Genomic DNA, 21477 nt, shown 5'->3' with positions numbered 1-21477 from the left:
AAATATAACGCTTTTCCTTAAAATCTTTTCAATTGTCTATCATCTTTTTTCATAGCAAAAAAAGATATTTTTGTCCAACAATTTTCCATAAATCGCATAATTCCTTGACTATCAACGAGTTATACGAAAGCAGGCAAAAAAAGTCGCCTAAAGACCTCCTTTCAAAAAAACACCTACTGTGAAAAAAAACTGTTATAGCCCCAATCTATTGTAAATTTTTTGTAAAATTGGATAAAAAAGCGGCCTTATCCGTCTCTAAACAGCTCCGAAAAGTGACAAAACATTCCAAAAAAAACTATTTTTTAAAATAAACCAATACAAATCAGGAAAAACAATGAAATTCGTATTTCTCTGCGACGCCAACTATCTCAAAGGCGACATGGTAAACTTCCAGAATAACTTCCCCACCAATCACGAACTCGTGACGATGACCTCTGAAGATCTCCTCCAGAGCAAGTCTATCATCGAAGGAACCTTTGCTATCTTGGCAGAACGCACCACCTGGCAGAAGAACTTCAGCCTTTTCCGTTACTTCGGCCTTTTGCCGCTCCTCGAAGTGCTCCCGCTCGGCATCGTCAGCCGTGGCCGCCGCAACGAGCCGATCAAGGGCCGCAGCCAGAACAGAAACCAGGAAATCTTCTTCAACCCGGCCGCATCCGCTGAAGAACTTTACCTCCAGGTCGACAAGTTCGTCGCAGCTCCTCCTTCTGGCTACTCCTATCCGCGCGGTGCCGCCAAGTAAGGCATGCAAAGAAAGGTCCTGGAAAACCTTTACAATCAAGGCGGGCTAACGCTTTTCGCCATCTCTGACGAAGATGCGCTGCCCACGGAAGCCTTGCAAAAATTCGCACTGGCACTTAACGCCGGTGCGCGTTTTATTGTAATTGACTTTTCCGGCAAGCATCCGTTCACAGGAAACGCGCCGTTCCAGGCCTTAGATCTTTCTCAAAAGCGACTTTCCCACGACGATATTGAACAGATTTCCGCCACCGACGGAAACATAATGTTCTCAGGGAAAAAAGCCATTCCCTCATCGGACACCGAATTTAGAACTCTCTACCACAATCTCAAGAACCTCGAGAAGATTGCCCCCCACGTCATCGGAATCATTTCGACAGAACAAGTTGAAAATGTCGGAGCACTGGTCTCGATGGCCCGAATCCTGATCATGCATGTCACCGAGAAATCATCAAACTCGGCAGCATCGTTCATCGAGGATGTCAAGGAATCCCAAGGAATCGAGATTCTATGGCTTTCAAAAGAACTCCCCGCTAGGCGGAAATACCCGAAAGCCCGTAAAGCAATCCGCCGCAACGCCTGCGCCACCAAAGAAGCTCTCGCTGCCGATTTCCAAAAAAATCCCGAAGAATTCGCAAAAATCGTCAAAAAGCTCCATAAGGTTTCCATTCTCGTCAAAAATCCGCTTGACGGCGTACCGAGGCTCGTTCGCAACCTGTTCCCGCTACTGCTTTTAGCCGTCATTGTCGCACCATTCCTCTTTGTCACAGACATCGACAGGAGCGATTCTAATCTCCGCGACCGCATCCAGGAAAGAAACCAGCTATCCGTAGCCCCGTCATTTGAATACACCTTCGACGGCGTTGAAAACATGCAACGCATCGCCCGTTACGCAATAGGTCGATTTGACGCCATCATCACAAACGAGAAGATGATCAAGAACTACGTTGCAAAAACGCTTGAAGATAACGGTTTTGGCGTAACCGCTTGGGAAAAGGGAAACCTCAACATTCCGCCCAAAGGAACAACAATCCGCTTTTCGCGTCCAGACGACATAAAGCGTCCAGCCTCGGCAGACACCATCGGCGCCGCATGGAAATACTGGACGTCAGTCATTTCGGACAGCATATCCTATATAACCGAATTTTACCACGAATACGCAACGGCCACGCAGAGAAAGCACAACGGCATCGACGTCGCAAGCCGCCAAGGTGCGCGTATTCTGGCCCCGTTTGGCGCAAAAGCCTGGACAAGCCGCGATGAACGCGGTGGCGTGATTATAGCGCTCGTTCGTAAGCAAGACGTTATCCTGTTCATGCACTGCGACAAGCTCCTTTATTTGAACGGTCAGGAAGTCATGCCGGGCGACCCGATTGCAACGGTCGGCACCACAGGCCACACCACAGGCCCCCACGCGCACATTGTAACAGGCCTTGTCAGCAAGAAAGGGAAAAAACGCGTCGGCAATGTCCGTTACGATGTCATTGACCCCATCAAGTGGTTTTACAAGTTCAAACCAACATCGAAATAGAATTTTAGGTGTTTTACGTCACACGTAACGTAAAAATATGCAAAAAACGGGCATTTGTAACAGCAAATTTACACCCATACTATCGCAAAATAATCCACAATTAAGTAACTTTGGTACACGGGATTGATGTAGTAAAAAAAGCAATGTCAAAACAAAAGGATTAGGACATGAAAAAATCCATCATTGGGGCATCCCTCATCATCGCAGTAGCACTTTTCACCGGTTGCTCCAGCGTTGTTACCCCCAAAGCCGAACTCGCTTATCATCACGATTCGGTACACAACATTCCCGCCATTGATAGCCTCATCGTAAGCATGAAGCAAGACTACATCAAGCAGTGCTATATGCCTGTCGCAAGCCACTTGCCGCCAGAAAATTCCTGCCAGTCCGATTTGTTCCAGATGGTTGAACGCCGTTACCACATGGATTTCAACCAGAACCATGTTGCAGCAGCCAGCAACGAACTTTTCTTCAAGGACGTTGTTCCTGAAATCCAGAAGAAAGTCAAGAGAGAACCTTCCCTCCGCGATCCGCTGCGCCGCGCGTTCTCCAACAGCAACGAAATGCTTGCCTACTACAAGGACAAGTACAAGTTCAACACTCAGATTGAACAGTTCTAATTCAAGTTTTTCTTGTTAAGACTACATTGGCACGGCTTTCAAGGCCGTGTTTTTTGTTTATTCTTTCGTCTTTCGTCTTTCGTCTTTCGTCTAAAATTCTATATTTACGCCCGCAATAAAACAAACCTAAAAGAGACAAATCTATGGGAAAATCACTCTATCAGAAAATTTTCGAAAGCCACACGGTAGCTAAGCTCCCGAGCGGCCAGTGCCAGCTCTTTATCGGGCTTCACCTCTGCCACGAAGTGACGAGTCCGCAGGCCTTCGCCCAGCTCCGCGAAGAAGGCCAGAAGGTGCTGTTCCCGGAACGCACTTTTGCAACGGTCGACCACATTATCCCGACCACATTCCCGGAACGCAACCGCCCGCTCCAGGACGGCATTTCCGAAGAGATGTTCTCCCATATCGAAAACAACACCAAGAACAACGGCATCAAGTTCTTTGGCCCCGCTACTGCTGAACAGGGCGTGATCCACATCGTTGGCCCCGAAGAAGGCGTTACGCAGCCGGGCATGACCGTTGCTTGCGGTGACTCCCACACGGCAACCCACGGCGCATTCGGCGCTATCGCATTCGGTATCGGCACAAGCCAGGTGGCAGACGTTCTCGCCACCCAGACGCTCGCCATGAGCCCCTTGAAGACTCGCCGCATCAAGTTCACCGGCAAGCTCAAGCCGGGTGTGACCGCCAAGGACGTCGCCCTTGCTTACATCGCTAAGCTCGGCGTGAACGGTGGCGTTGGCTACGCTTACGAATTTGCAGGCCCGGTCATCGAAGAAATGGGCATGGAAGGCCGTATGACGGTCTGCAACATGGCTATCGAAGGTGGCGCCCGCGTCGGTTACTGCAACCCCGACGAAAAGACTTTTGAATACCTCAAGGGCCGTCCGTACGCCCCGAAGGCTGACAAGTGGGACGAAGCCGTTGCTTACTGGAAGTCTGTGGCTACCGACGCCGACGCCCAGTTTGACGACGAAGTCGAAATCAACTGCGACAACCTCGAACCGATGGTTACCTGGGGTATCACTCCGGCTCAGGCCATTCCGCTCAACGGCAATATGCCGAAGATCGACGAATTCGAAGGCAGCGAAAAGAAGGTCATTTCCGAAGCCTACGAATACATGGGCTGGGAAGAAGGTTCCAAGATGATTGGCCGCCCGATCGACATCGCCTTCGTGGGTAGCTGCACCAACGGCCGCCTCTCCGACTTGCAGGCCGCCGCCGAAATCATCAAGGGCCACAAAATCGCCCCGACCGTCAAGATGTGGGTCGTTCCGGGTTCCATGAAGATCAAGGTGGAAGCCGAACAGCTCGGTCTCGACAAGATCTTTAAGGAAGCCGGTGCCGAATGGCGCGAAGCAGGCTGCTCACTCTGCCTCGCTATGAACCCGGATAAGCTCAAGGGTCGCCAGGTCAGCGCAAGCTCCAGCAACCGTAACTTCAAGGGTCGCCAGGGCAGCCCCACGGGCCGCACCATCCTCATGAGCCCCGCCATGGTGGCTGCTGCCGCCATCGAAGGCAAGATCACCGACGTCCGTAAGTACATCAAGTAACGCAAGGAGATTTAAAAGATGAATTCTATCGACATTGTTAAAGGTTCCGGCGTTCCTGTACGCGGCAACGACATCGACACTGACCGTATCATCCCGGCACGCTTCCTCAAGTGCGTCACGTTCGAAGGCCTCGGCGCAAACGCCTTTGCCGACGATATCGCTGGCCTCGCCGCTCAGGGCAAGGTCCACCCGTTCCGCGATCCGGCCTACAAGAACGGCTCCATCCTCGTTTCGAACCAGAACTTCGGTTGCGGTTCCAGCCGTGAACACGCTCCGCAGGCTCTCAAGCGCTGGGGCATCCGCGCCATCATCGCCGAAAGCTACTCCGAAATCTTCTTCGGTAACTGCGTCGCTATTGGCGTTCCTTGCTACAAGGTGAGCCACGAAGTCGCAGACAAGATCCTCGCCTGGATCGAAGCTCACCCGAGCGAAGAACTCGTCACCAGCACCGAAAGCCGTACGCTCAAGATGGGTGACGAAACCATCGAGCTCACGCTTGCTGACGGCCCCCGCGGTCAGTTCCTCGACGGCTCCTGGCACGCACGCTCCGCCCTCATGGCCAACGCCGACAAGGTGCAGGAACTCGCCAAGAAGCTCCCGTACATGAACTTTCTGAAGTAGACAGTAGACGGTAGGAAGTAGACAGTAAAAATGTCATGCCCGCCTCCGAGCAGGCACCTCCCTTTCAAAAACGTCCAGGTTCAAAGCCTGGGCGTTTTTTTTTCGCCTTAAAATAATTTATATTGAAAATATGCACTCATTTTCAAACTATATATTAGAATGGCTGCCATTCAATTTGGCCGCGTTGCAAGCATCAAACTAATTGGATTATTCGTTTAAGGAGGTTTTATATGAAATTTTCGACTATCATTTCTGTATTGAGCATCTTCGCACTTGTCGGCTGCGCAAGCGGTCTTCGTCAACGCAGCATCAACGAAATCCCAGAATACGGCAACCAGCCCAAAAACCCGGAAATGTTGCAAGCAGACCAGCAATTTTTAAACACCGTCAAAGGCAAAGAACAACAAGCTTTTGACCATATGATGGCTGTCGGATGGTCCTTTTTCAAACGAGGCAATATAGGAACCGCCATCAAGCGCTTCAACCAGGCGTGGCTTATAGACTCTACCCGCTACGAGTCTTACTGGGGCTTTGCCGCCGCCGAAGGTCGCCTGAACAACTTCGAAACATCCAAGCATTATTATGAAAAGGCCCTCAACCACGGAGGCGACACTAAAATTCTGAACCCCGAATATGCCATCGTTCTCCGCGAACAAGCCAAGGCCGAAAACAACAGCGAAAAGCTCGCCGAAGCAGACAACCTGTTCATGAGCGAAATCGAAGCGGGCAACGAAAAAGCCGCCTGCATTTACGCCTACCAGCTTTACCGCGATAACAAGAAAGAAGAAGCCTGCAAAATCATGGAATCTTGCCCAGATGATAAAGACAATCTGAAAAAGGCATGCGGGATGTAAGGGGATTTAGGATTCATGCCTGTAAAAACCGTTAGCCAACGACGCAAGTTCTTTTCTGCGTTCCTCGGTAATCTGAGTTTTTCCTGCATGATTTGCCTCGAAATCGGCAAGGATTTCTTGTTCCTCTTCGTCTAGATTGAACTTTTTCGCATGCTTTTTAAAAGACAGCATTATAGACCATTCCTCACAGCTTCAATTTCAGCGTTAATTTCATCCAAAGACATTTCGAAGGCGCCAGTATAAACCGCATCAGCAGAGAGTTGCTGCATAGTTTTCAGCATTTTCTCAGATTGCATTTTGGATTGGGCTATATTAGCTTCAAATTTATTTTTCATAGTCTTTAAGATATAAATTATTTTCAATTCAATAACAAGCCCTCCTCCTTCGTACACACTTCCAGCATTTTTCAAAAAGCTTCCAGAATGTCAAAATACGACATTCTTTTTATTTACATTCAAAAAAAGCAAATATTGTCACCTTTTTAGCCACGAAAGATAAACAAATATATTGACAAATCAACAAAAAGGTTGTATTTTTATTATGAAATTTAGAGAAATATGCAAATACGCCGAAGATCATGGATGGGTTAAAGCTAGAGTTTCTGGCGATCACTACATCTACACCAAGCCCGGAAGACGATCAGTGCCGATACAAAGAAACAAGCACGAAATCGAGGGAGCATACTTGAAGCGCATTCTAAAGCAATTTGATTAATCGGGAGGACATCATGGATTACGCTGCAAAAATTGAAAAAGATAAAGACATGGGATACGTGGTTTCGTTCCCGGACCTACCGAACGTAAACGCATTTGGCGAAACTCGCGAAGAAGCTATTAAGCAGGCAAAGGACGCACTTGATGGAGCAATGGAATGCGACCTTGATATGGGTTATTCGTTCGTTTATCCAAAGACGATGCCTGATGCAGACAAAAACCTTGTCGCCATTCAACTATCCCCAAGAATTGAAGTGGCGTACAAAATTTTTGAAGCCCGCCGTGGCAAAACAAAAGCAGAAGTTGCAAAAGCAGCCGGATTCACACCGCAAGCGTACCAGCGTTTTGAGACCCCCAAAGGCACACCTACCGTAGAAACTCTCTACAAAATTGCAGCGGCACTCGGAAAAAAATTGATAATCAAATTCGCCTAAAGCTTGCCATATTCGCTGCTTACAACCTATTAAACATTTTGTATATTGCAAAATGTATTAACATACAACATTTCAAAAACTTCTGATGAAATTATCACGAATACTCCTACTTGTACTAACATTTCTTTTGTTCTCTTGCTCATCGGAAAAGGCCCCCCCCAAAGCCATGCTCACCTCACCCATCGATAACATTCTCGTAGAAAAGGCGAAGCGCCAAATGCACTTGCGCAACGGCGATGTCGTTGTCAAGTCATACAGAATTTCATTGGGTAAGAATCCAGTCGGAGCAAAAGTCAAATCCGGCGACAACAAGACGCCCGAAGGCAATTATACCATCGAAAGGCACAACCCCAAAAGCATTTTTCATTTATCGCTGAGGATCTCGTACCCGAACGCGGAACAAATCAAGGCCGCAAAAGAAGGCAATTACGAGCCCGGTGGCGATATCATGATCCACGGCTACCCGAACAAGATTCCAGCATTTCTCTTTAAATTTTGGCACAAGTGGAAGGATTGGACCGCCGGCTGCATCGCCGTCACAAACGACGAAATCGAAGAAATCTACGACGCCGTCAAGGACGGTACACCTATAACCATCAAGCCTTAGAATTATGTCAAAGAAAAAATTTATTTGGATCGCAGTGGCAATATGCGTAGTCGCACTGATATACTTTCATCATGATATCATCTTTACATTAGACCGTGCAAATATTTTTCGCATTGACGAGTTTCATGAATTCAACGCAGATGACGAACAAAATTTAAAGAACCTTTTAAGCAAATACGACTTAAAGCCAATTTCATCAGGTGATTTTTTCTCTCTACGGTACGCCTTTTCCAATGACGATATGGGCGGTCTCGCTCTGGAGTTCACATGCAAAACTGCCGATTTTTCTAAATGCACCAAGACAACTTATGAAGACGACGGCAAAGCCATTCATAAAACAGTAAAAACAGCAGAACCGCAAGAAGCCAAGGCCATTTACAATGAATTTATCGAATTGAACATTTTCGATTTAAATTCCATCGAGACAAAGCCCCTTGGTGTTTATTTAGACATATACCAGATTGCTTATCTATGTTCAGACGTATCCATCGAGGTCGCAAATGAAAAGCGTTTAAATAGATTTTCCATTAGACCTAGCGAACATAACGACGAGCGCTACAGCAAAATTTTCAACATTTTCAAAAACCACGGCTTTTTGCCAGAAGAATCAAAAAAGAACACTAGCAACGACGCAGATTCCAAGGCCATAGAAAAAATCCAGTCGTTCTACAGCAATTACATATTCGGAACAGAAGAAGCGACCGATGCTGTCATCGCAAAGTATTGCACAAAGAGTCTCGCCCAAGAGCTTTCAAAAGCGTACAACGACGAGTTCAGCGATGGTGGCGGCTACGCCGTCTGGAAATTCCGCAGCGACGCCCAGGATGGCGAAGGCATTCATGAAATCGAAAAAATCGAACATCTCGGCAACGGCAAATACCTTGTCCATTACAACGACATGGGCAACAAAGGCGCGCACACCATCACCATCGTCCAGCAAGACGGCGAGATTTTCTTCGACAAACTTGATTAAAGGGCATTTCAATGGATATTAAAGTTCTCCGAGCTACAGAAGAATGGCAACGCGCAGGTGCATACAGCGTACGCATCCAAGCGATGAATCGGGCGTACCACATATCACTCCGTGATGAATTCGACGAGCACGACTGTGACGACACAAAGTTCATCGTTTTACTGGATGATGAATATCCTGTAGCGACGTGCAGATTCTACGAAATTGACGCAGAAACGGCAACAATCGGGCGCGTGGTCGTGATGCCGGAATATCGCGGCCAAAAGCTCGGCGCCATGGCCGTCCGCGAAGCCGAAAAATGGATTGCCGAGTGCGGCTATAAACAGATTATCATCGACAGCCGCCTAGAAGCCACAGGATTTTACGAGAAACTCGGATACAAGCTCATCGGTGATCAACCGCACCGCTGGGGCGTCTTTGAATGTACACGCATGACAAAAAGCCTTTAGCGTCCCGCATACGTGTATCGCATCTGTAATTTTGTGCATACACAATTGTAAAAAACACAAATGAAAGTATATTACGAATACAGTAAAATATAAATCATTTGTACAAACAAACCAAGAAGGGGAATGCACATGGCAAACTACACCAACAGTCCACTCGTATCTTATGTTGCGCTGTCACCGAACAAGACAACAATAAGGACACACGCGATAGATACAATTACCATCCATTGCACAGCAGGCCAGATGTCAGTCGAAAGCCTCGGGACTCATTTTGCGAACAAAGCCGTTATGGCATCTTCAAATTACGGCATCGGTAAAGACGGGCGAATCGCAATGTTTGTGCCGGAATCATCCCGCAGTTGGTGCAGCAGCAACCCGGAAAACGACCATCGAGCCATCACCATCGAAGTATCAAGTGATGACAAATCCCCTTATGCCGTCTACTCCGAAGCATATGATTCGTTAATCACCCTCGTCGCCGACGTATGCCGTAGAAATGGCATTACCCAGCTCCGCTGGAAGCACGACAAGTCGCTGGTAGGGAAAACAGACGCAGAGGGTAAGCTTCTACAGAACCTTACCCTCCACAAGTGGTTTGCAAACAAGGCTTGTCCAGGAGAATTTCTCGAAGGACACATGTCTGAAATTGCAGAAAAGGTGAACGCCTTGCTGCAACACTAGTACTGATGACGGTATTTACGAAAAGTTAGCCAAGGCGCTCGTTCACGACATCCCAATTGACGATGTTCCACAGCGCCTTGAGATAGTCCGGACGGCGATTGCGGTAATCGATATAGTAGGCATGTTCCCACACGTCAAACGTAAGGAGCGGTTTAAGATCCTTTGTTATCGGATTTTGGGCATTGGCTTCCTGCGTGATTACAAGTTTCTCGTTATCCGTAGCCGAAAGCCAGACCCAACCGGAACCGAATAGACCCGCGCCTTTCGTCTGGAAATCATCCTTGAACTTTTCAAACGTACCAAAATCACGAACGATCAATTCGGCAATTCTGCCCGTAGGAACATTGCTAGACGAAGCTGGTTTGAACTGCAAGAAATACAGCGTATGATTCAAAATCTGCCCTGCATTATTGAAGATTCCCCCTTCAGCGCTTTTAACAATTTCCTCAAGCGACTTGCCTTCAAAACCACTCCCTGGAAGTGCGGCATTGAGATTGTTCACGTAAGTCTGCAAATGCTTGCCAAAATGAAAAAGAATAGACTCTTGGCTCAATGCCGGGGCTAGATCCGCAGTTCCGTACGGGAGCGTCGGCATATCAAATTTTCCGTTGACAGGTTGTAACATGGAGAATCCTCCTTTTTAATAGTTTTATCATTGCTCTCATCAAATATATACTAAGCCCACTTCATTTCGTATCAAAAAAGTAAGAAATTAATATTCCATATTAAAAGGATTATGCCTATTAAACAGGAGATGCCCGCTCAATGGCGGGCATGACAAAACTGGTACAAGGCCAGAATGTATAAAGGGACAAGCCCGTTCAAAGACGGACATGACAAAGTGCTATTCTTCGTCGCCTTCTTCTGCACCTTCGTCAGATTCTGCGGCAGCGACAACATTGCCGAGGAGTACGCTCACGTCAACGGACTGGAGATCAGCGAGGCTCTTTACGCCCGTCTTCTTGTCCTCTTCGACCTTGCCGAAAGTGGAGACGATGACGTTAGCAGAGCTTGCTTCAAAACGGCGCGTCTTGTTCGTAATGCTCATGGTTCCCTTCGTTGCCGGGAAGAACTTGGCTTCGAGCCTTGCCATATCCTGAGAGGTTTTCACCGTCTGGAGGGCCTGGCAAGCAATAGCCCATGTAGACTTGTTCGTTTCGATTCCATTGTTGACAAGTTCAAGGACCATGGAGTTGCCCTTGAAGGACTTGGCCGTCGTGGCATCGTAGTGTTCCTTAGCCTGGTTGACATAGTTGCCCTTCTGCATGAAGAGCATGGCGATAAGGCCAAAGACGAGAACGGTAAGAGCGATAGCAATATTCTTTAAATTCATGACGTTCTCCCTTATTCAAAATGGTATTCAGCCGGTTTTTCGATTTTGAGGCTGTTTGCAAGGTTATACTGGACCAGGGCACTGTAATCGACATTCTTGAGCTTGCCCTTCGCAAAAGTGAACTTCACGACGCAGTCCTTACCGCAAGCGACTTCCTTAGAACCCTTTTCGTTCTTGACGAGGATAGAACCTTCGGCAAGTCCAGCCTTTTCATAGATGCTGTTTTGCACGGCATCGTTAATACCTGCACCCGTATAAAGGTGAGAAATCTGCTTGAAGCGGGCATCCTTGTCGTTTTCAATCGCAGCAAGATTGCTCTTGAATGCAGCTTCAGTCTTTGCACCGGATAGCATGGAATACACAAGCTTCCAAGCCATGCTGTACTGATCGACGGAGCGCCACTGTTCCACGAGGACTTGCGTATTCTTTTCCAAATAAGCCGATTCCTGTTCGTTGACAGTTCTCTTAGCCTGTTCCTCATAGCCACCCTGGAGGGATTTCAGGACAACAATGAGAGCGACGAGGATGACAACGTCAACCACGACGAGGATCTTCATTTTCTTCTTATCCATAGTATTCCTTTAAAAAGAGGAGTTTTCAGAAATAATCTAAACTTTAATTTAAAAAAAACAAGCAAATTTAAAGTAAAAAACAAGGACTAACACGCCTATTTTTTATATTCTTCAGGTATGAGCGAAGACATTTACAAATTACCGTCCCAAATTATCTACAACAACCTCAAGGAAATGATGCGCGCCAAGAATACCGCGCACGAATCCATATTCAAGTTCCACTGGAAAAAAATGTGGCCGTTCAGCCTTATTTGGCCGCAAGTGGATTTTATCCGTATCGTGAGGCTCATGGGCGAACTGCAAAAGAACGTCACTACACAGAAAGCACTCGTTAAAGAAGCCAAATCCAAAGCCAAGCCATACGAAAAGACGTTCCTCGATACCGTGCCAGCTTATCTGGACTGCTTTGGCGAATCTTGCAAACATCTTGCCGCAGTCGCCCAGTGGAAGCAGGACATGCTTGAAAAGAAGCTCCACCACGACGTGAAGATGATGCGGGATGTTTCGGAATACAACAACATCCTCAAGGCATACGAAAAGGCTCAAAACGACCTTGTCCAAGCTGGCGCTTTTGTCCGTGCAGGCTGGGTCGAAGCACTTAAAGGTTTCGTAGACGAAACCGAAGGCAAATAATGCCAGCCGTAAGCGTCATCATCCCGATGTACAACACCGAGGCATTCATCAAGGATTGCCTCGATAGTCTTATCGCTCAAACATTTTCAGATTTTGAAGCCATCATCATCGACGACGGCTCAACCGATGGCGGAGCTAGAATAGCAGCCAGTTACGCCTCGTCTGATTCGAGATTCAAGCTCATCGGGCAACCGAACAAAGGACCATCCGAAGCGCGCAATACGGGTCTCAAGATCATGCGCGGCGAATACGTGACGTTTATCGATAGCGATGACTGCGTAGCTCCGAACTTTCTTGAAACGCTCTTTTTCATTGCACAACTACACCAAGCCGATATCGCCTGTTGCACAAGCCAGTATATCGACGAGACATACGTAGCCAACAAAATTGCGCCAAGCACAGCTGTCTCTACAATACTCACACCCGAGAAAGCGACGGCAACCGCTTTATACCAGGATTCCCTGCCGGACTATTCAGCTTGGAACAAGCTATACAGGGCAAGCCTCTGGAAAGAACGCCTGTTCCCTGCCGGTGTAATCTTCGAAGACTTAGCGACCATTCCCGATGTTCTTTTGGCAGCAAACGAAGTCGCGATCACGAATTCAAAACTTTATCTATACCGCAAACGCAGCAACAGCATTCTCAGCTCCCGTTTTACCCCCGAAAAAGCAGTTCTACTAGACATTGCAGAAAACGTTTTCGATAAGATGAAGAACGTTTCGAAGCCGTTGTACAAGGCCGCCCGCAGCATGCTCGTAAGCGCAAGCTTCAGCATTCTGATGCGATCCGAGGATTCGGATGAATTTGCAGATTGCCGCAAAAGAGCGATAGCCCACATCCGCAAGTACCGTTTGGGCACCTTCTTTGACCTAAAAATCCGCATGCGAAACCGCATGGCCATTCTACTTTCGTACCTCCCTCGCCCACTATTCTTCAAGCTTTTGAAGAAAGGACTTTCGTGATTCCCTTAACGCCCAAAGAAGTCTTTATCCGCACAGCGCGGCGCGTTTTCGGTGAAAAGCGCGTCCACGACTATTTGATCAAGCGAGGGATAAAGTTAAGGCATTTACGCGATGGCTACGAGAATTATGGAGAGAATCACGACTATGGCGACAGCCGCCAGACGCTCATCTTCATGGCTGATGGGAAATGGATGCACGGCGGACTCACCGACAGGCTCCGCGGAATGACCAGCGCATACAAATTCGCCAAAGAGCACAATCTCGACTTCAAGATTTTCCATACATCGCCATTTGGACTTCAAGAAATTTTGCAGCCAAACAAAGTAAATTGGATTATTGGAGAAAATGAAATCAGTCACAATTGCGAAATCGCCAAGCCAGTTTTACTTTACCGAGAAGATTTCAACAACGATTCTGCGCTAGAGCGCCAGCTCGATTCAAATCACAAACAGTTCCATCTCTATTCGTGCGTGGATACCGTCGGCAAAGAATTTCCAATTTATTTTAACGAACTTTTCAAACCATCGCTAATTTTAGAACAAGAACTTGCACATTACGGCAAACTGCTAGGCGAAAGCTACACTGCAATTTCGTTCCGCTTCCAGAACAAGCTTGGGGATTTCAAGGAATTCACGTTCAAGGAACTGCCGGAGAAAGGCAAGCGGAAACTGATGGATGCGGCAATTAATGTTTTGAAGGAGAAGCCCCATCCAGTGGGGCATGACAGTTCGGATACAACATTAAGAAAAACGCTTGTAACGGCAGACAGTCCGACATTCCTTGCGGAAGCCGAAAAACTTCCAAATGTTGTTACGGTCAAGGGGAAAAGCATCCACATCGATTTCAACGGTTCAAAGAACGCGACCGATTACCTGAAAGCATTCACTGAATTTTTTCTCATTTCAAGGGCATCAAAAGCAAAGCTCTACCATAATCACAAATTCAAGACCTATCCATCCAATTTTCCAAAGTATGCATCTTTGTTAGGCAATGTGCCGTATGAAATTGTAGAAGATTAGAATTTCAGGAACCTTCGCGGAATAAACAGCTTAGGCAAGCGCATCCAGAAGCGAGGAGAAATAGAAATCACCTTTGGAATCAGGCATAGCGCTTTTAGTTTATTCTGGGCAGCCACAGCAGAAAACCAGTTGGCTTTCCATGCGCGGACGGCCTTTTTATACAAGGGATGCGTACTGTAGTTTTCGGCCAGGATACGCAATATTTCGCTGTAGATCCGGTCGTGATTGACATGTAAATTATCACCGTGTTCGCGGTAATAGCAGCACACAAAATCCTTCGAAACCGGCTGCGGGCCATAATGGTAAAGGATGTTCAAAAAAAGCGGATAATCCTCGAAGAAATAATGCTTATCATAAGCTCCAATTTCAAGAATCTTTTCGCGAATGAACATTTCGGCACAACCATGCAAGGCCTTTTGCCCCAGAAAAGATTCCTCAAAAGTCACCTGCGGTACGCTGCGGAGGTAGCGGCAGTCCATTTCGGTCCCGACCCTATCGCCTTCATACAGCGGAACAACTTGTCCAAAACACGCAACCGCTTCTGGATGGGCATCCAGAAAATCGCTCTGTTTCTTGAGACGATCTGGAGGCATAATGTCATCCGAAGAAAACGAACACACATACTTTCCACGAGCAAGAGAAAGCGCCTCGTTCAGCGTCGCAACAACACCTTGATTCGGGCGATGGATAAACGTAAACCCGAATTCTTCAGAAAGCCGTTTTAAAATTTCTGGAGAACGATCCTTGCTGCCATCATCAATAACGATCAACTCAAAATCAACACCCGTCTGTTCCATGACAGAACGTACAGCCGCTTCAACATACGGTTCGTGATTATAGCTCGGCAAGATTACAGAAACTTTGGGAGTCATGCTTCGGTCCTTTCCGTTTTAGACCACTCTAAACGACTGACAAGAATAAGCGAGGCGACAAGCGTCAAAAAGTTTTCGAGAGCATACGCCATCATCGGGCCATTAAATTCATAAAGCTTAACGAAAGCTACGGTTGCACTTGCCAGGACAAGTTCAGAGCAAATTTCAAGAACCAAGAATTTTTTCGTTTCACGGCGGGCAATCAGTACAAGTCCAAGAGCCCAGCCTCCAACACGGAAAAAATCGCCCAACAGTTGCACGGAAATATAATCGGCAGCTCCAGCATATGCAGAAGAAAGCATCACCTCCACCAGCAGCGAACGGCCAAAATAGAGGATCAAAACCGCCACAAGCGCAAGCGCCATCGACTTCAACAAAAGCGGGCGGAACATATTCCAAAACTCCGATTTTACCATTTTCGCAGAAACCTTCGGCAAGATAATCACGCCAAGAATCGCCGAGAAAAACGCCGTCAAAAAATCTGAAATTTTCCAGATGCCCTGCCAAATGCCCGCCGCATCCCATCCCAAATTCTCGCCAATGGTCATTCGCATGAACGTCAGCACCACAGGAGAAAGCACCATCGGCACAATTCCCATCAACGCATAAGAGCCCCACGGAGCACGGATATCAAGCGCAGACTTGCGGATTTCACTCAAGCTAAAACCAGCTCGGGCCGCAATCTGCCCCGCAAAAACGCCAGCGATAATGGACTGCGTCGCCACAATAGAAAGGACGCTCAACCGCCCCGTGTAAATAAAAAATGCCACCCAAAGCATCTGCCACAAGGACGAGACCATATTGATCAGCGCCCAGCGGCGGTAATGCCCAAGTCCGTTCATCACAGAAGCTGTAATCGTGATAACATTCGTTGCCAAGACTCCAGGCAAGGCAAAAATGATCGCCGCCTGCACAAGACGCGGATGAATGCCCGGAAAAAATCTTTCCAGAGGAACTGTAAAACACAGGACTAAAGCCACAGCAAACGTAAAGATACTCGCATAAGTCGTCAAGCGGAATCCACCACGCCACACGCCTCGCAGCTGTTCCAGGTTATCCCTGTTCTGCGCGGTAAGGCTCACCCAGCCGTTCTGGAGAGCTAGCGAAGAGGTCGCCTGTCCCATCGTCATGAAATTCATGAACTGCCCGACACATGCAAATGCTGCTGGCGGAAGGAATACAGCCAAAAGCTTGTTCACGACAAAAACACGCAATGCATTCAGGAAAGTCACCATTCCCGAACCCATAAACGCTTTCCAAAAATTCACCTGTTCAGATTTAGTCTTATCCACTCGTTGTCATGCCCGCCACCGAACGGGCATCTCCTTTTTGTACATCTTATTCCTAGAACTCATTAATCGCCCCAATCACTTCGGAGACTTCATCATCCGTCATCACAGGACTCATGGGGATGCTGAGAACCGTCTTTGCCAAGGTTTCAGCAATCGGATACTCGCCATTAAACTCGTGTGCATACGCATCTTGCTGATGCGGTGGAATCGGGTAATGAATAAGCGTCTCGATGCCACGCGCACCCAAGAACTTCTGCAATTCATTGCGGGATTCTTCGCTCTTTAAACGAATCACGAACACATGCCACACATGCTCGGATGGCGTCGCAGGAATCTCCGGCAAAATGACCTTCGGATTCTTGATTTCAGAACAATAACGGACCGCAATTTCTCGGCGGCGTTCATTCGATTCGTCCAAATGCGGAAGCTTTGCAAGCAAAAGCGCCGCCTGCATCTCGTCCAAGCGGGAATTCACGCCCTTGAATTTATTCACATACTTACGTTCAGAACCGTAATTCCCGAGAGCGCGCACCATGTTTGCAATATCGGCATCGTTCGTGAGGACCATGCCCGCATCGCCAAGCGCCCCCAGATTCTTTGTCGGATAAAAACTGAAACCAGCCGCCGATCCAAACGAACCCGCACAGCGACCATCGCTCATACGAGCACCATGCGCCTGGGCGCTGTCTTCGAACAGGAGCAAATCATGCGTATTGGCAAACTCACAAATTTCATCCATATCACAAAGGCGCCCGTACAAATGCACCGCAAGAATGGCGCGGGTTCGCGCACCGCATGCTTTTTCAAGCTGCTTCGGATCCATATCGTATGTATTTGCAGATGGCTCCACAAGCACTGGCTTAAGCCCTACAGCACTAACAGCAAGGACAGTCGCAATAAACGTATTCGAAGGCACTAAAATTTCATCACCTTCATGCAAGCGCCCCAATTCCATGGACGCCCGCAAAATAAGGGTTAAGGCATCAAGACCGTTCCCTACGCCGACGCCGTACTTCACACCGCAATATTCAGCAAATGCCTGTTCAAAGCATTCACAAAAATGCCCACGGATATACCAGCCCGATTCCACAACAGAACAGGCGGCATTTTTCAATGCATCCATGTACGGAGCATTTAAAAGCTTCAAATCGAGAAAGGGAACTCTTGCCATATAATTTTCACAAAAACAAACTTTTGTCTTAATATAAAAAAATCGGCTCCGTTAAACAGAACCGATTACTGAGCTACGAAGGGCTCGAACCTTCGACCCACGCCTTAAAAGGGCGTTGCTCTACCAACTGAGCTAGTAGCCCGAGCAGGAGCAAATATACAAAAACATTTCCATATTGTAAAGGCATTATAAGCTGTAATAAACAAAAAAAATATGCTTACAGCTTCATAACTTAAAAACTTTCTTCTGATTTTTTATAAATTTATATCATGGATTTATTGAAAAAACTCTCCGTGATAGCATCTATTGCAATTGCATGCCCCGCAGCAGATTTTGGTTACTTTTCAAAGCACGATGCAGGGCAAGAAGTTTTTTCATTTCTATCGTCTTTCGACAGTCCGCGTAACGCAGCCCTCGAAAAATCGGCGTCAGCACTCCCGACTACGGACCCGTCCATTGTTCAGTTGAACCCTGCTGCAGTACTCATTGCCGAGGGCAAAAAGCGTGTTGCCGAAGCCCACTGGCAGACAGGTGAATTCGCCAGCAATCAGGGAACGCTCTCGTACACAACGCAATACCAGAAATTTATTCTACAGTTCTCGTACAACTGGATTTCTTACGGTTCGATCACAGGTTACGATGAATACGGGCAAGAAACAGGTAAGGAATACAAGCCCTTCAGCCAGCTGACAACGGCAACGGTAACTTATCCGATGAAACACATCCGTGTTGGTGCTACGCTCAAGTTCGCATCTGACAAATTGACTGGCGAGTCTGGTGACCAAACCGCTTTAGCAGCTGCATTCGACTGGGGCTTGACCTGGATGTCTGATTCAAAAAATTACGGCATCTCTTTTGTGGCAAGAGATTTCGGTGCAATGATTCGCGGCTATGTGAAAAAAGACGCCGACGACTCCTATCCATTATCACAGACTTTCGCCTTTGGCGGATTTCTCAAGCCGCGCAGCGTCCCGCGTTTGACCTTGTTTGCCGAAACAGATTTTCCGCGCTATGCAGAACCCGACCTGAACCTCGGCGCCGAATATGCGCTCGGAGAATTTTTCCGCATCCGTGCAGGTTTCACACGTACATGGCTCGACCTGTCCCGCGACATCAAGGAGCTGGCATCTTCGTCCAGCAGGCCCGACGAATCGAACGAAGCCCGCGTGTTCAGCCTCGGCCTTGGCTACACTTCAGACCTGTTCGGCTTTGACTACGCATTCTCGTACCTCGCCGAAAGCATGGGATATGAGCACAGACTTGGTCTGCGCATAGAGTTCTAGAATCATTTGAGATAAGCCATGCGCCAGTTCGACGTTTTTGTTTTTGACGAAAACTTTGACGAATCTCTAGGGAAATGTCCCCAACCGCCATTCACGGATAAAGAACTAGCTTGGTTCTATACAAACGAATGGAACAAACATCTGGACGATATCGATGGAGAATGGGTCGTATTCGCGCACCCAAGCATCAGGATCGACCGCGACTTTTTGAACAACGTTGCAGAAGTCACAGACAGCTTCCCGATGGTCGATGCATTTGCGCCTCGCATTCGTACAGACAAAGGAAATTTTTTAGGCGGATTTTTATTAAGGCCAGCCGCTAAAGGATCGGGCTTTGTAGAAATCGACGAGAACGCCCCACTGCGCTACGTCGCCGCACCGCATCCGTATCTCGGAATTTATTCGAGACGCATTATTCAGCGCACAGGCGGTTTCGACACAACGCTCCCTGAATACGCAAGACTTGCAGACTTTACACTTCGCATGATGCACGCCGGAGGCAAAATGTTCTCAGTGCCGTATCTTGTAGCTCAAGCGACAAGCAACGAAGCCGAAAGCGCAGTGGAAAGAATCAACACTGAAAATGTGCACGGTCTCGCAGGATTGCGCGATTACAAGTCAATGGCAATCGTGCTTTCCAAAGCATTCGGCGCCGAAGCCTCACTCCCTTTTGCACTCCACCACCCAAGCGTCATCGCGCCCCTGCTCTGCAACCGCAAACAGCGCAAAGAAAAGCGCCAGGCCGCAACGCTCCTCTCCAAACTCAAAGCAGATTTTCTGAAAGAAGTGGTTAGTGGCTAGTCATTAGTCAATAGTCATTAGTTGTTTGTAGGAGCAGAATCCAGTAAAAATCTAGCCTTAACTGGATCCCTCATCCCTACGGGATTCGGGATGACGAGAAGCTGGGATTCGGGATGGCATCGAGCTTTACTCAATCTCCTTTTTTCATAAACGAGAGGGCGATGCCCGATCGGCGTCGGGCATGACAAATAAAAACAATCTCATAACATTCCTGTTTAGAATCCACAGCCTACTGCCTACCGTCTACTGCCTACTGCGCCTTCGGCGCAAAAAAAGAACCCCGCCGAGTGGCGAGGTCCAAAAGCTTTTTAGCGGAGGTGCGGGAATCAAATTGCTTAGAGCGTTACGCCCACACCACTAACACTAGTTAAACTTTAATTAGCCCTTGTAGTTGGTGATAACGCGAGCCATTTCGCAAACCTTGTTGCTGTAGCCCCATTCGTTATCGTACCAAGAGCAAACCTTCACGAAGGTCGGGTCGAGCTGGATACCAGCCTTGGCGTCGAAGATAGAAGTGCACGGATTGTTGCGGAAGTCGGTAGAAACAACAGCGTCTTCGGTGTAGCCGAGGATGCCCTTGAGTTCGCCTTCAGAAGCTTCCTTCATAGCAGCGCAAATTGCTGCGTATGCTGCGTCCTTGTCAGCAGCCGGAGCGTTCTTGAGTTCAGCAGTGAGGTCAACGAAGGAAACGTCGGAAGTCGGCACGCGGAGAGACATACCAGTGAGCTTGCCGTTGAGTTCCGGAAGAACCTTACCCACAGCCTTAGCAGCACCCGTAGAAGACGGGATGATGTTTTCGAGGATGCCACGGCCACCGCGCCAGTCCTTCTTGGACGGGCCGTCAACGGTCTTCTGAGTAGCAGTTGCAGCGTGAACGGTGGTCATGAGGCCACGGACGATGCCGAACTTTTCGTTGAGGACCTTAGAGATCGGAGCGAGGCAGTTAGTGGTGCAGGAAGCGTTGGAGATGATCTTCTGACCAGCATAGGTCTTGTCGTTCACGCCGTACACGAACATCGGAGTGGAGTCCTTAGACGGAGCAGACATGATGACCTTCTTAGCACCAGCCTTGAGGTGGGCTTCAGCAAGTTCTGCAGTGAGGAAGAAACCAGTGGATTCAACAACGACGTCTACATCGAGAGCGCCCCAAGTAATGTTGGTCGGATCCTTTTCAGCGAAGATCTGGATCTTGTTGCCGTCAACAATGAGGAAGTTGCCTTCGACCTTGATGTCGTGGTTGAACTGACCGTGGACGGAGTCATACTTGAGCATGTATGCGAGGTAGTCAGCGTCGAGAAGGTCGTTGATACCGACAACAGTGATGTCCTTGGAGAAGTTTTCCACAGCAGCGCGGAAGACCATACGGCCGATACGACCGAAACCATTAATACCGAGTTTGAGAGCCATTATTGGATCCTTTTTTTATTGTTGAAATTGCTACCCACCTACACGGTGGAGCTTTGCTGGCAGGAAAGATACAAAAAATCGGGATTTTTGTGTAGTAATAATCGAAAAAAAAGAGATTTGGGATCCTATTTTATGGGTCTAAAACCGTCCAAATGGGTTAAGACTGCCATGTGAGGTTAGCCCCCACCTTTTTCTTAGCCAAATCTAACATAAGTCCATTTTTTTGCAATGTAAAGATTAAGAAAGGATAATAAGATTATTCTCGTTTGTATCGCAAAGCGCTACTTTGTCCTACCCTATTTTTCTAAAATTAGAGTGTTAAACATTTTTCCCGAGATTATTATGCGTTATTCGTTTG

General features: G+C 47.8%; 26 protein-coding genes and 1 tRNA gene. 17 read left to right on the top strand and 10 right to left on the bottom strand.

The window, feature by feature from the left end:
- Positions 1-334: 334 nt before the first annotated feature.
- From B7990_RS03370 to B7990_RS03345, 6 genes are all read left to right on the top strand, one after another.
- Entirely contained in the window at positions 335-742 is a 408-nt protein-coding gene (locus B7990_RS03370; protein WP_072828146.1) for a hypothetical protein, read from the top strand.
- Positions 743-745: 3 nt separating this feature from the next.
- Positions 746-2269 carry a M23 family metallopeptidase gene (locus tag B7990_RS03365; RefSeq protein WP_088639614.1) on the top strand — a complete coding sequence of 508 codons (1524 nt, stop codon included), beginning with the start codon at positions 746-748 and terminating at the stop codon, positions 2267-2269.
- 167 nt (positions 2270-2436) lie between these two features.
- On the top strand, positions 2437-2889 hold the full coding sequence (locus tag B7990_RS03360) for a hypothetical protein (protein WP_088639613.1): 453 nt from the start codon (positions 2437-2439) through the stop codon (positions 2887-2889).
- Between the two features lie 143 nt (positions 2890-3032).
- Complete coding sequence (gene leuC / locus B7990_RS03355) at positions 3033-4442, top strand: 3-isopropylmalate dehydratase large subunit (RefSeq protein ID WP_088639612.1); 1410 nt, start codon at positions 3033-3035, stop codon at positions 4440-4442.
- 18 nt (positions 4443-4460) lie between these two features.
- Positions 4461-5063 carry a 3-isopropylmalate dehydratase small subunit 2 gene (locus B7990_RS03350; RefSeq protein WP_088629572.1) on the top strand — a complete coding sequence of 201 codons (603 nt, stop codon included), beginning with the start codon at positions 4461-4463 and terminating at the stop codon, positions 5061-5063.
- Between the two features lie 230 nt (positions 5064-5293).
- Complete coding sequence (locus tag B7990_RS03345) at positions 5294-5917, top strand: hypothetical protein (RefSeq protein ID WP_088639611.1); 624 nt, start codon at positions 5294-5296, stop codon at positions 5915-5917.
- A gap of 6 nt (positions 5918-5923) precedes the next feature.
- Here B7990_RS03345 and B7990_RS14915 read toward each other — a convergent pair whose 3' ends face one another.
- Together B7990_RS14915 and B7990_RS03340 are read right to left on the bottom strand one after the other, a co-directional pair.
- Positions 5924-6088, bottom strand: coding sequence for a hypothetical protein (locus tag B7990_RS14915; protein ID WP_159462249.1), 165 nt, complete (start codon positions 6086-6088; stop codon positions 5924-5926).
- On the bottom strand, positions 6088-6327 hold the full coding sequence (locus B7990_RS03340; RefSeq protein ID WP_088639610.1) for a hypothetical protein: 240 nt from the start codon (positions 6325-6327) through the stop codon (positions 6088-6090). Before B7990_RS03340 ends, B7990_RS14915 begins: the two co-directional genes overlap by 1 nt.
- A 130-nt stretch (positions 6328-6457) precedes the next feature.
- Here B7990_RS03340 and B7990_RS15185 point away from each other — a divergent pair, with 130 nt between their 5' ends.
- The 6 genes from B7990_RS15185 (at position 6458) to B7990_RS03310 (ending at position 9774) form a co-directional block, all read left to right on the top strand.
- Positions 6458-6631: a type II toxin-antitoxin system HicA family toxin gene (locus tag B7990_RS15185; protein WP_088639609.1), complete on the top strand. Its 174-nt coding sequence runs from the start codon at positions 6458-6460 to the stop codon at positions 6629-6631.
- A 13-nt stretch (positions 6632-6644) separates the two neighbouring features.
- Entirely contained in the window at positions 6645-7064 is a 420-nt protein-coding gene (locus B7990_RS03330; protein WP_088639608.1) for a type II toxin-antitoxin system HicB family antitoxin, read from the top strand.
- A 166-nt stretch (positions 7065-7230) separates the two neighbouring features.
- Positions 7231-7671, top strand: a complete 441-nt coding sequence (locus B7990_RS03325) for a murein L,D-transpeptidase family protein (protein WP_254917298.1) — start codon at positions 7231-7233, stop codon at positions 7669-7671.
- Positions 7672-7912: 241 nt separating this feature from the next.
- A complete protein-coding gene (locus B7990_RS15065; RefSeq protein WP_254917297.1) occupies positions 7913-8644 on the top strand; it encodes a hypothetical protein in 732 nt (243 codons plus the stop codon).
- Positions 8645-8655: 11 nt separating this feature from the next.
- The gene (locus B7990_RS03315) at positions 8656-9093 is read left to right on the top strand and encodes a GNAT family N-acetyltransferase (RefSeq protein ID WP_088639606.1); all 438 of its coding nucleotides are present in this window, start codon (positions 8656-8658) and stop codon (positions 9091-9093) included.
- 129 nt (positions 9094-9222) lie between these two features.
- Positions 9223-9774, top strand: a complete 552-nt coding sequence (locus tag B7990_RS03310) for an N-acetylmuramoyl-L-alanine amidase (protein WP_173467497.1) — start codon at positions 9223-9225, stop codon at positions 9772-9774.
- Between the two features lie 25 nt (positions 9775-9799).
- Here B7990_RS03310 and B7990_RS03305 read toward each other — a convergent pair whose 3' ends face one another.
- The 3 genes from B7990_RS03305 to B7990_RS03295 all read right to left on the bottom strand — a co-directional run bounded on the left by B7990_RS03305 (position 9800) and on the right by B7990_RS03295 (position 11679).
- A complete protein-coding gene (locus B7990_RS03305; RefSeq protein WP_088639604.1) occupies positions 9800-10399 on the bottom strand; it encodes a superoxide dismutase in 600 nt (199 codons plus the stop codon).
- Between the two features lie 219 nt (positions 10400-10618).
- Positions 10619-11107 (bottom strand): hypothetical protein, encoded by a 489-nt coding sequence (locus B7990_RS03300; protein ID WP_088639603.1) that lies wholly within the window; start codon positions 11105-11107, stop codon positions 10619-10621.
- An 11-nt stretch (positions 11108-11118) separates the two neighbouring features.
- Positions 11119-11679, bottom strand: coding sequence for a hypothetical protein (locus B7990_RS03295; protein WP_088639602.1), 561 nt, complete (start codon positions 11677-11679; stop codon positions 11119-11121).
- A 117-nt stretch (positions 11680-11796) separates the two neighbouring features.
- On the opposite strand from B7990_RS03295, the gene B7990_RS03290 reads away from it, so the two are divergent.
- From B7990_RS03290 to B7990_RS03280, 3 genes are read left to right on the top strand one after another with little or no spacing between them, the layout of a single operon-like run.
- A complete protein-coding gene (locus B7990_RS03290) occupies positions 11797-12312 on the top strand; it encodes a hypothetical protein (protein ID WP_088639601.1) in 516 nt (171 codons plus the stop codon).
- A complete protein-coding gene (locus tag B7990_RS03285) occupies positions 12312-13274 on the top strand; it encodes a glycosyltransferase (RefSeq protein WP_088639600.1) in 963 nt (320 codons plus the stop codon). Before B7990_RS03290 ends, B7990_RS03285 begins: the two co-directional genes overlap by 1 nt.
- Complete coding sequence (locus tag B7990_RS03280; RefSeq protein WP_088639599.1) at positions 13271-14293, top strand: hypothetical protein; 1023 nt, start codon at positions 13271-13273, stop codon at positions 14291-14293. The genes B7990_RS03285 and B7990_RS03280 overlap by 4 nt, the downstream gene beginning before the upstream one ends.
- Here the strand turns inward: B7990_RS03280 and B7990_RS03275 are convergent.
- From B7990_RS03275 to B7990_RS03260, 4 genes are all read right to left on the bottom strand, one after another.
- Positions 14290-15165, bottom strand: a complete 876-nt coding sequence (locus tag B7990_RS03275; protein WP_088639598.1) for a glycosyltransferase family 2 protein — start codon at positions 15163-15165, stop codon at positions 14290-14292. The genes B7990_RS03280 and B7990_RS03275 overlap by 4 nt on opposite strands.
- Positions 15162-16457, bottom strand: a complete 1296-nt coding sequence (locus B7990_RS03270; RefSeq protein WP_254917296.1) for an O-antigen translocase — start codon at positions 16455-16457, stop codon at positions 15162-15164. The genes B7990_RS03275 and B7990_RS03270 overlap by 4 nt, the downstream gene beginning before the upstream one ends.
- A 52-nt stretch (positions 16458-16509) precedes the next feature.
- Complete coding sequence (locus B7990_RS03265; RefSeq protein ID WP_088639597.1) at positions 16510-17628, bottom strand: DegT/DnrJ/EryC1/StrS aminotransferase family protein; 1119 nt, start codon at positions 17626-17628, stop codon at positions 16510-16512.
- Positions 17629-17697: 69 nt separating this feature from the next.
- Positions 17698-17770 (bottom strand) — tRNA-Lys (locus B7990_RS03260).
- Between the two features lie 127 nt (positions 17771-17897).
- Between B7990_RS03260 and B7990_RS03255 the strand changes: the two genes are divergently transcribed.
- Positions 17898-18911, top strand: coding sequence for a hypothetical protein (locus B7990_RS03255; RefSeq protein ID WP_088639596.1), 1014 nt, complete (start codon positions 17898-17900; stop codon positions 18909-18911).
- Between the two features lie 18 nt (positions 18912-18929).
- Positions 18930-19712: a hypothetical protein gene (locus B7990_RS03250; protein WP_088639595.1), complete on the top strand. Its 783-nt coding sequence runs from the start codon at positions 18930-18932 to the stop codon at positions 19710-19712.
- Between the two features lie 378 nt (positions 19713-20090).
- On the opposite strand, the gene gap is transcribed toward B7990_RS03250, so the two are convergent.
- Positions 20091-21119 (bottom strand): type I glyceraldehyde-3-phosphate dehydrogenase, encoded by a 1029-nt coding sequence (gap, locus tag B7990_RS03245; protein ID WP_088639594.1) that lies wholly within the window; start codon positions 21117-21119, stop codon positions 20091-20093.
- Positions 21120-21477 lie beyond the last annotated feature (358 nt).

Origin of the sequence: Fibrobacter sp. UWB4, from assembly GCF_002210345.1 — a bacterium.
Lineage (GTDB): Bacteria > Fibrobacterota > Fibrobacteria > Fibrobacterales > Fibrobacteraceae > Fibrobacter.
Note: the sequence above shows the minus strand (reverse complement) of the source record. Positions and strands in the feature narration are given on the sequence as shown.

What these genes read in the sequence shown, in the direction of transcription:
- B7990_RS03325 (WP_254917298.1), top strand. Translation starts at nt 7,231, where the DNA reads ATGCTCACCTCACCCATCGATAACATTCTCGTAGAAAAGGCGAAGCGC.
- B7990_RS03300 (WP_088639603.1), bottom strand. Translation starts at nt 11,107, where the DNA reads ATGAATTTAAAGAATATTGCTATCGCTCTTACCGTTCTCGTCTTTGGC.
- leuC (WP_088639612.1), top strand. Translation starts at nt 3,033, where the DNA reads ATGGGAAAATCACTCTATCAGAAAATTTTCGAAAGCCACACGGTAGCT.
- B7990_RS03255 (WP_088639596.1), top strand. Translation starts at nt 17,898, where the DNA reads ATGGATTTATTGAAAAAACTCTCCGTGATAGCATCTATTGCAATTGCA.
- B7990_RS03250 (WP_088639595.1), top strand. Translation starts at nt 18,930, where the DNA reads ATGCGCCAGTTCGACGTTTTTGTTTTTGACGAAAACTTTGACGAATCT.
- B7990_RS03295 (WP_088639602.1), bottom strand. Translation starts at nt 11,679, where the DNA reads ATGGATAAGAAGAAAATGAAGATCCTCGTCGTGGTTGACGTTGTCATC.
- B7990_RS03350 (WP_088629572.1), top strand. Translation starts at nt 4,461, where the DNA reads ATGAATTCTATCGACATTGTTAAAGGTTCCGGCGTTCCTGTACGCGGC.
- B7990_RS03290 (WP_088639601.1), top strand. Translation starts at nt 11,797, where the DNA reads ATGAGCGAAGACATTTACAAATTACCGTCCCAAATTATCTACAACAAC.
- B7990_RS15065 (WP_254917297.1), top strand. Translation starts at nt 7,913, where the DNA reads ATGGGCGGTCTCGCTCTGGAGTTCACATGCAAAACTGCCGATTTTTCT.
- B7990_RS03285 (WP_088639600.1), top strand. Translation starts at nt 12,312, where the DNA reads ATGCCAGCCGTAAGCGTCATCATCCCGATGTACAACACCGAGGCATTC.
- B7990_RS15185 (WP_088639609.1), top strand. Translation starts at nt 6,458, where the DNA reads ATGAAATTTAGAGAAATATGCAAATACGCCGAAGATCATGGATGGGTT.
- gap (WP_088639594.1), bottom strand. Translation starts at nt 21,119, where the DNA reads ATGGCTCTCAAACTCGGTATTAATGGTTTCGGTCGTATCGGCCGTATG.
- B7990_RS03365 (WP_088639614.1), top strand. Translation starts at nt 746, where the DNA reads ATGCAAAGAAAGGTCCTGGAAAACCTTTACAATCAAGGCGGGCTAACG.
- B7990_RS03370 (WP_072828146.1), top strand. Translation starts at nt 335, where the DNA reads ATGAAATTCGTATTTCTCTGCGACGCCAACTATCTCAAAGGCGACATG.
- B7990_RS03265 (WP_088639597.1), bottom strand. Translation starts at nt 17,628, where the DNA reads ATGGCAAGAGTTCCCTTTCTCGATTTGAAGCTTTTAAATGCTCCGTAC.
- B7990_RS03345 (WP_088639611.1), top strand. Translation starts at nt 5,294, where the DNA reads ATGAAATTTTCGACTATCATTTCTGTATTGAGCATCTTCGCACTTGTC.
- B7990_RS03310 (WP_173467497.1), top strand. Translation starts at nt 9,223, where the DNA reads ATGGCAAACTACACCAACAGTCCACTCGTATCTTATGTTGCGCTGTCA.
- B7990_RS03315 (WP_088639606.1), top strand. Translation starts at nt 8,656, where the DNA reads ATGGATATTAAAGTTCTCCGAGCTACAGAAGAATGGCAACGCGCAGGT.
- B7990_RS14915 (WP_159462249.1), bottom strand. Translation starts at nt 6,088, where the DNA reads ATGCTGTCTTTTAAAAAGCATGCGAAAAAGTTCAATCTAGACGAAGAG.
- B7990_RS03275 (WP_088639598.1), bottom strand. Translation starts at nt 15,165, where the DNA reads ATGACTCCCAAAGTTTCTGTAATCTTGCCGAGCTATAATCACGAACCG.
- B7990_RS03360 (WP_088639613.1), top strand. Translation starts at nt 2,437, where the DNA reads ATGAAAAAATCCATCATTGGGGCATCCCTCATCATCGCAGTAGCACTT.
- B7990_RS03330 (WP_088639608.1), top strand. Translation starts at nt 6,645, where the DNA reads ATGGATTACGCTGCAAAAATTGAAAAAGATAAAGACATGGGATACGTG.
- B7990_RS03305 (WP_088639604.1), bottom strand. Translation starts at nt 10,399, where the DNA reads ATGTTACAACCTGTCAACGGAAAATTTGATATGCCGACGCTCCCGTAC.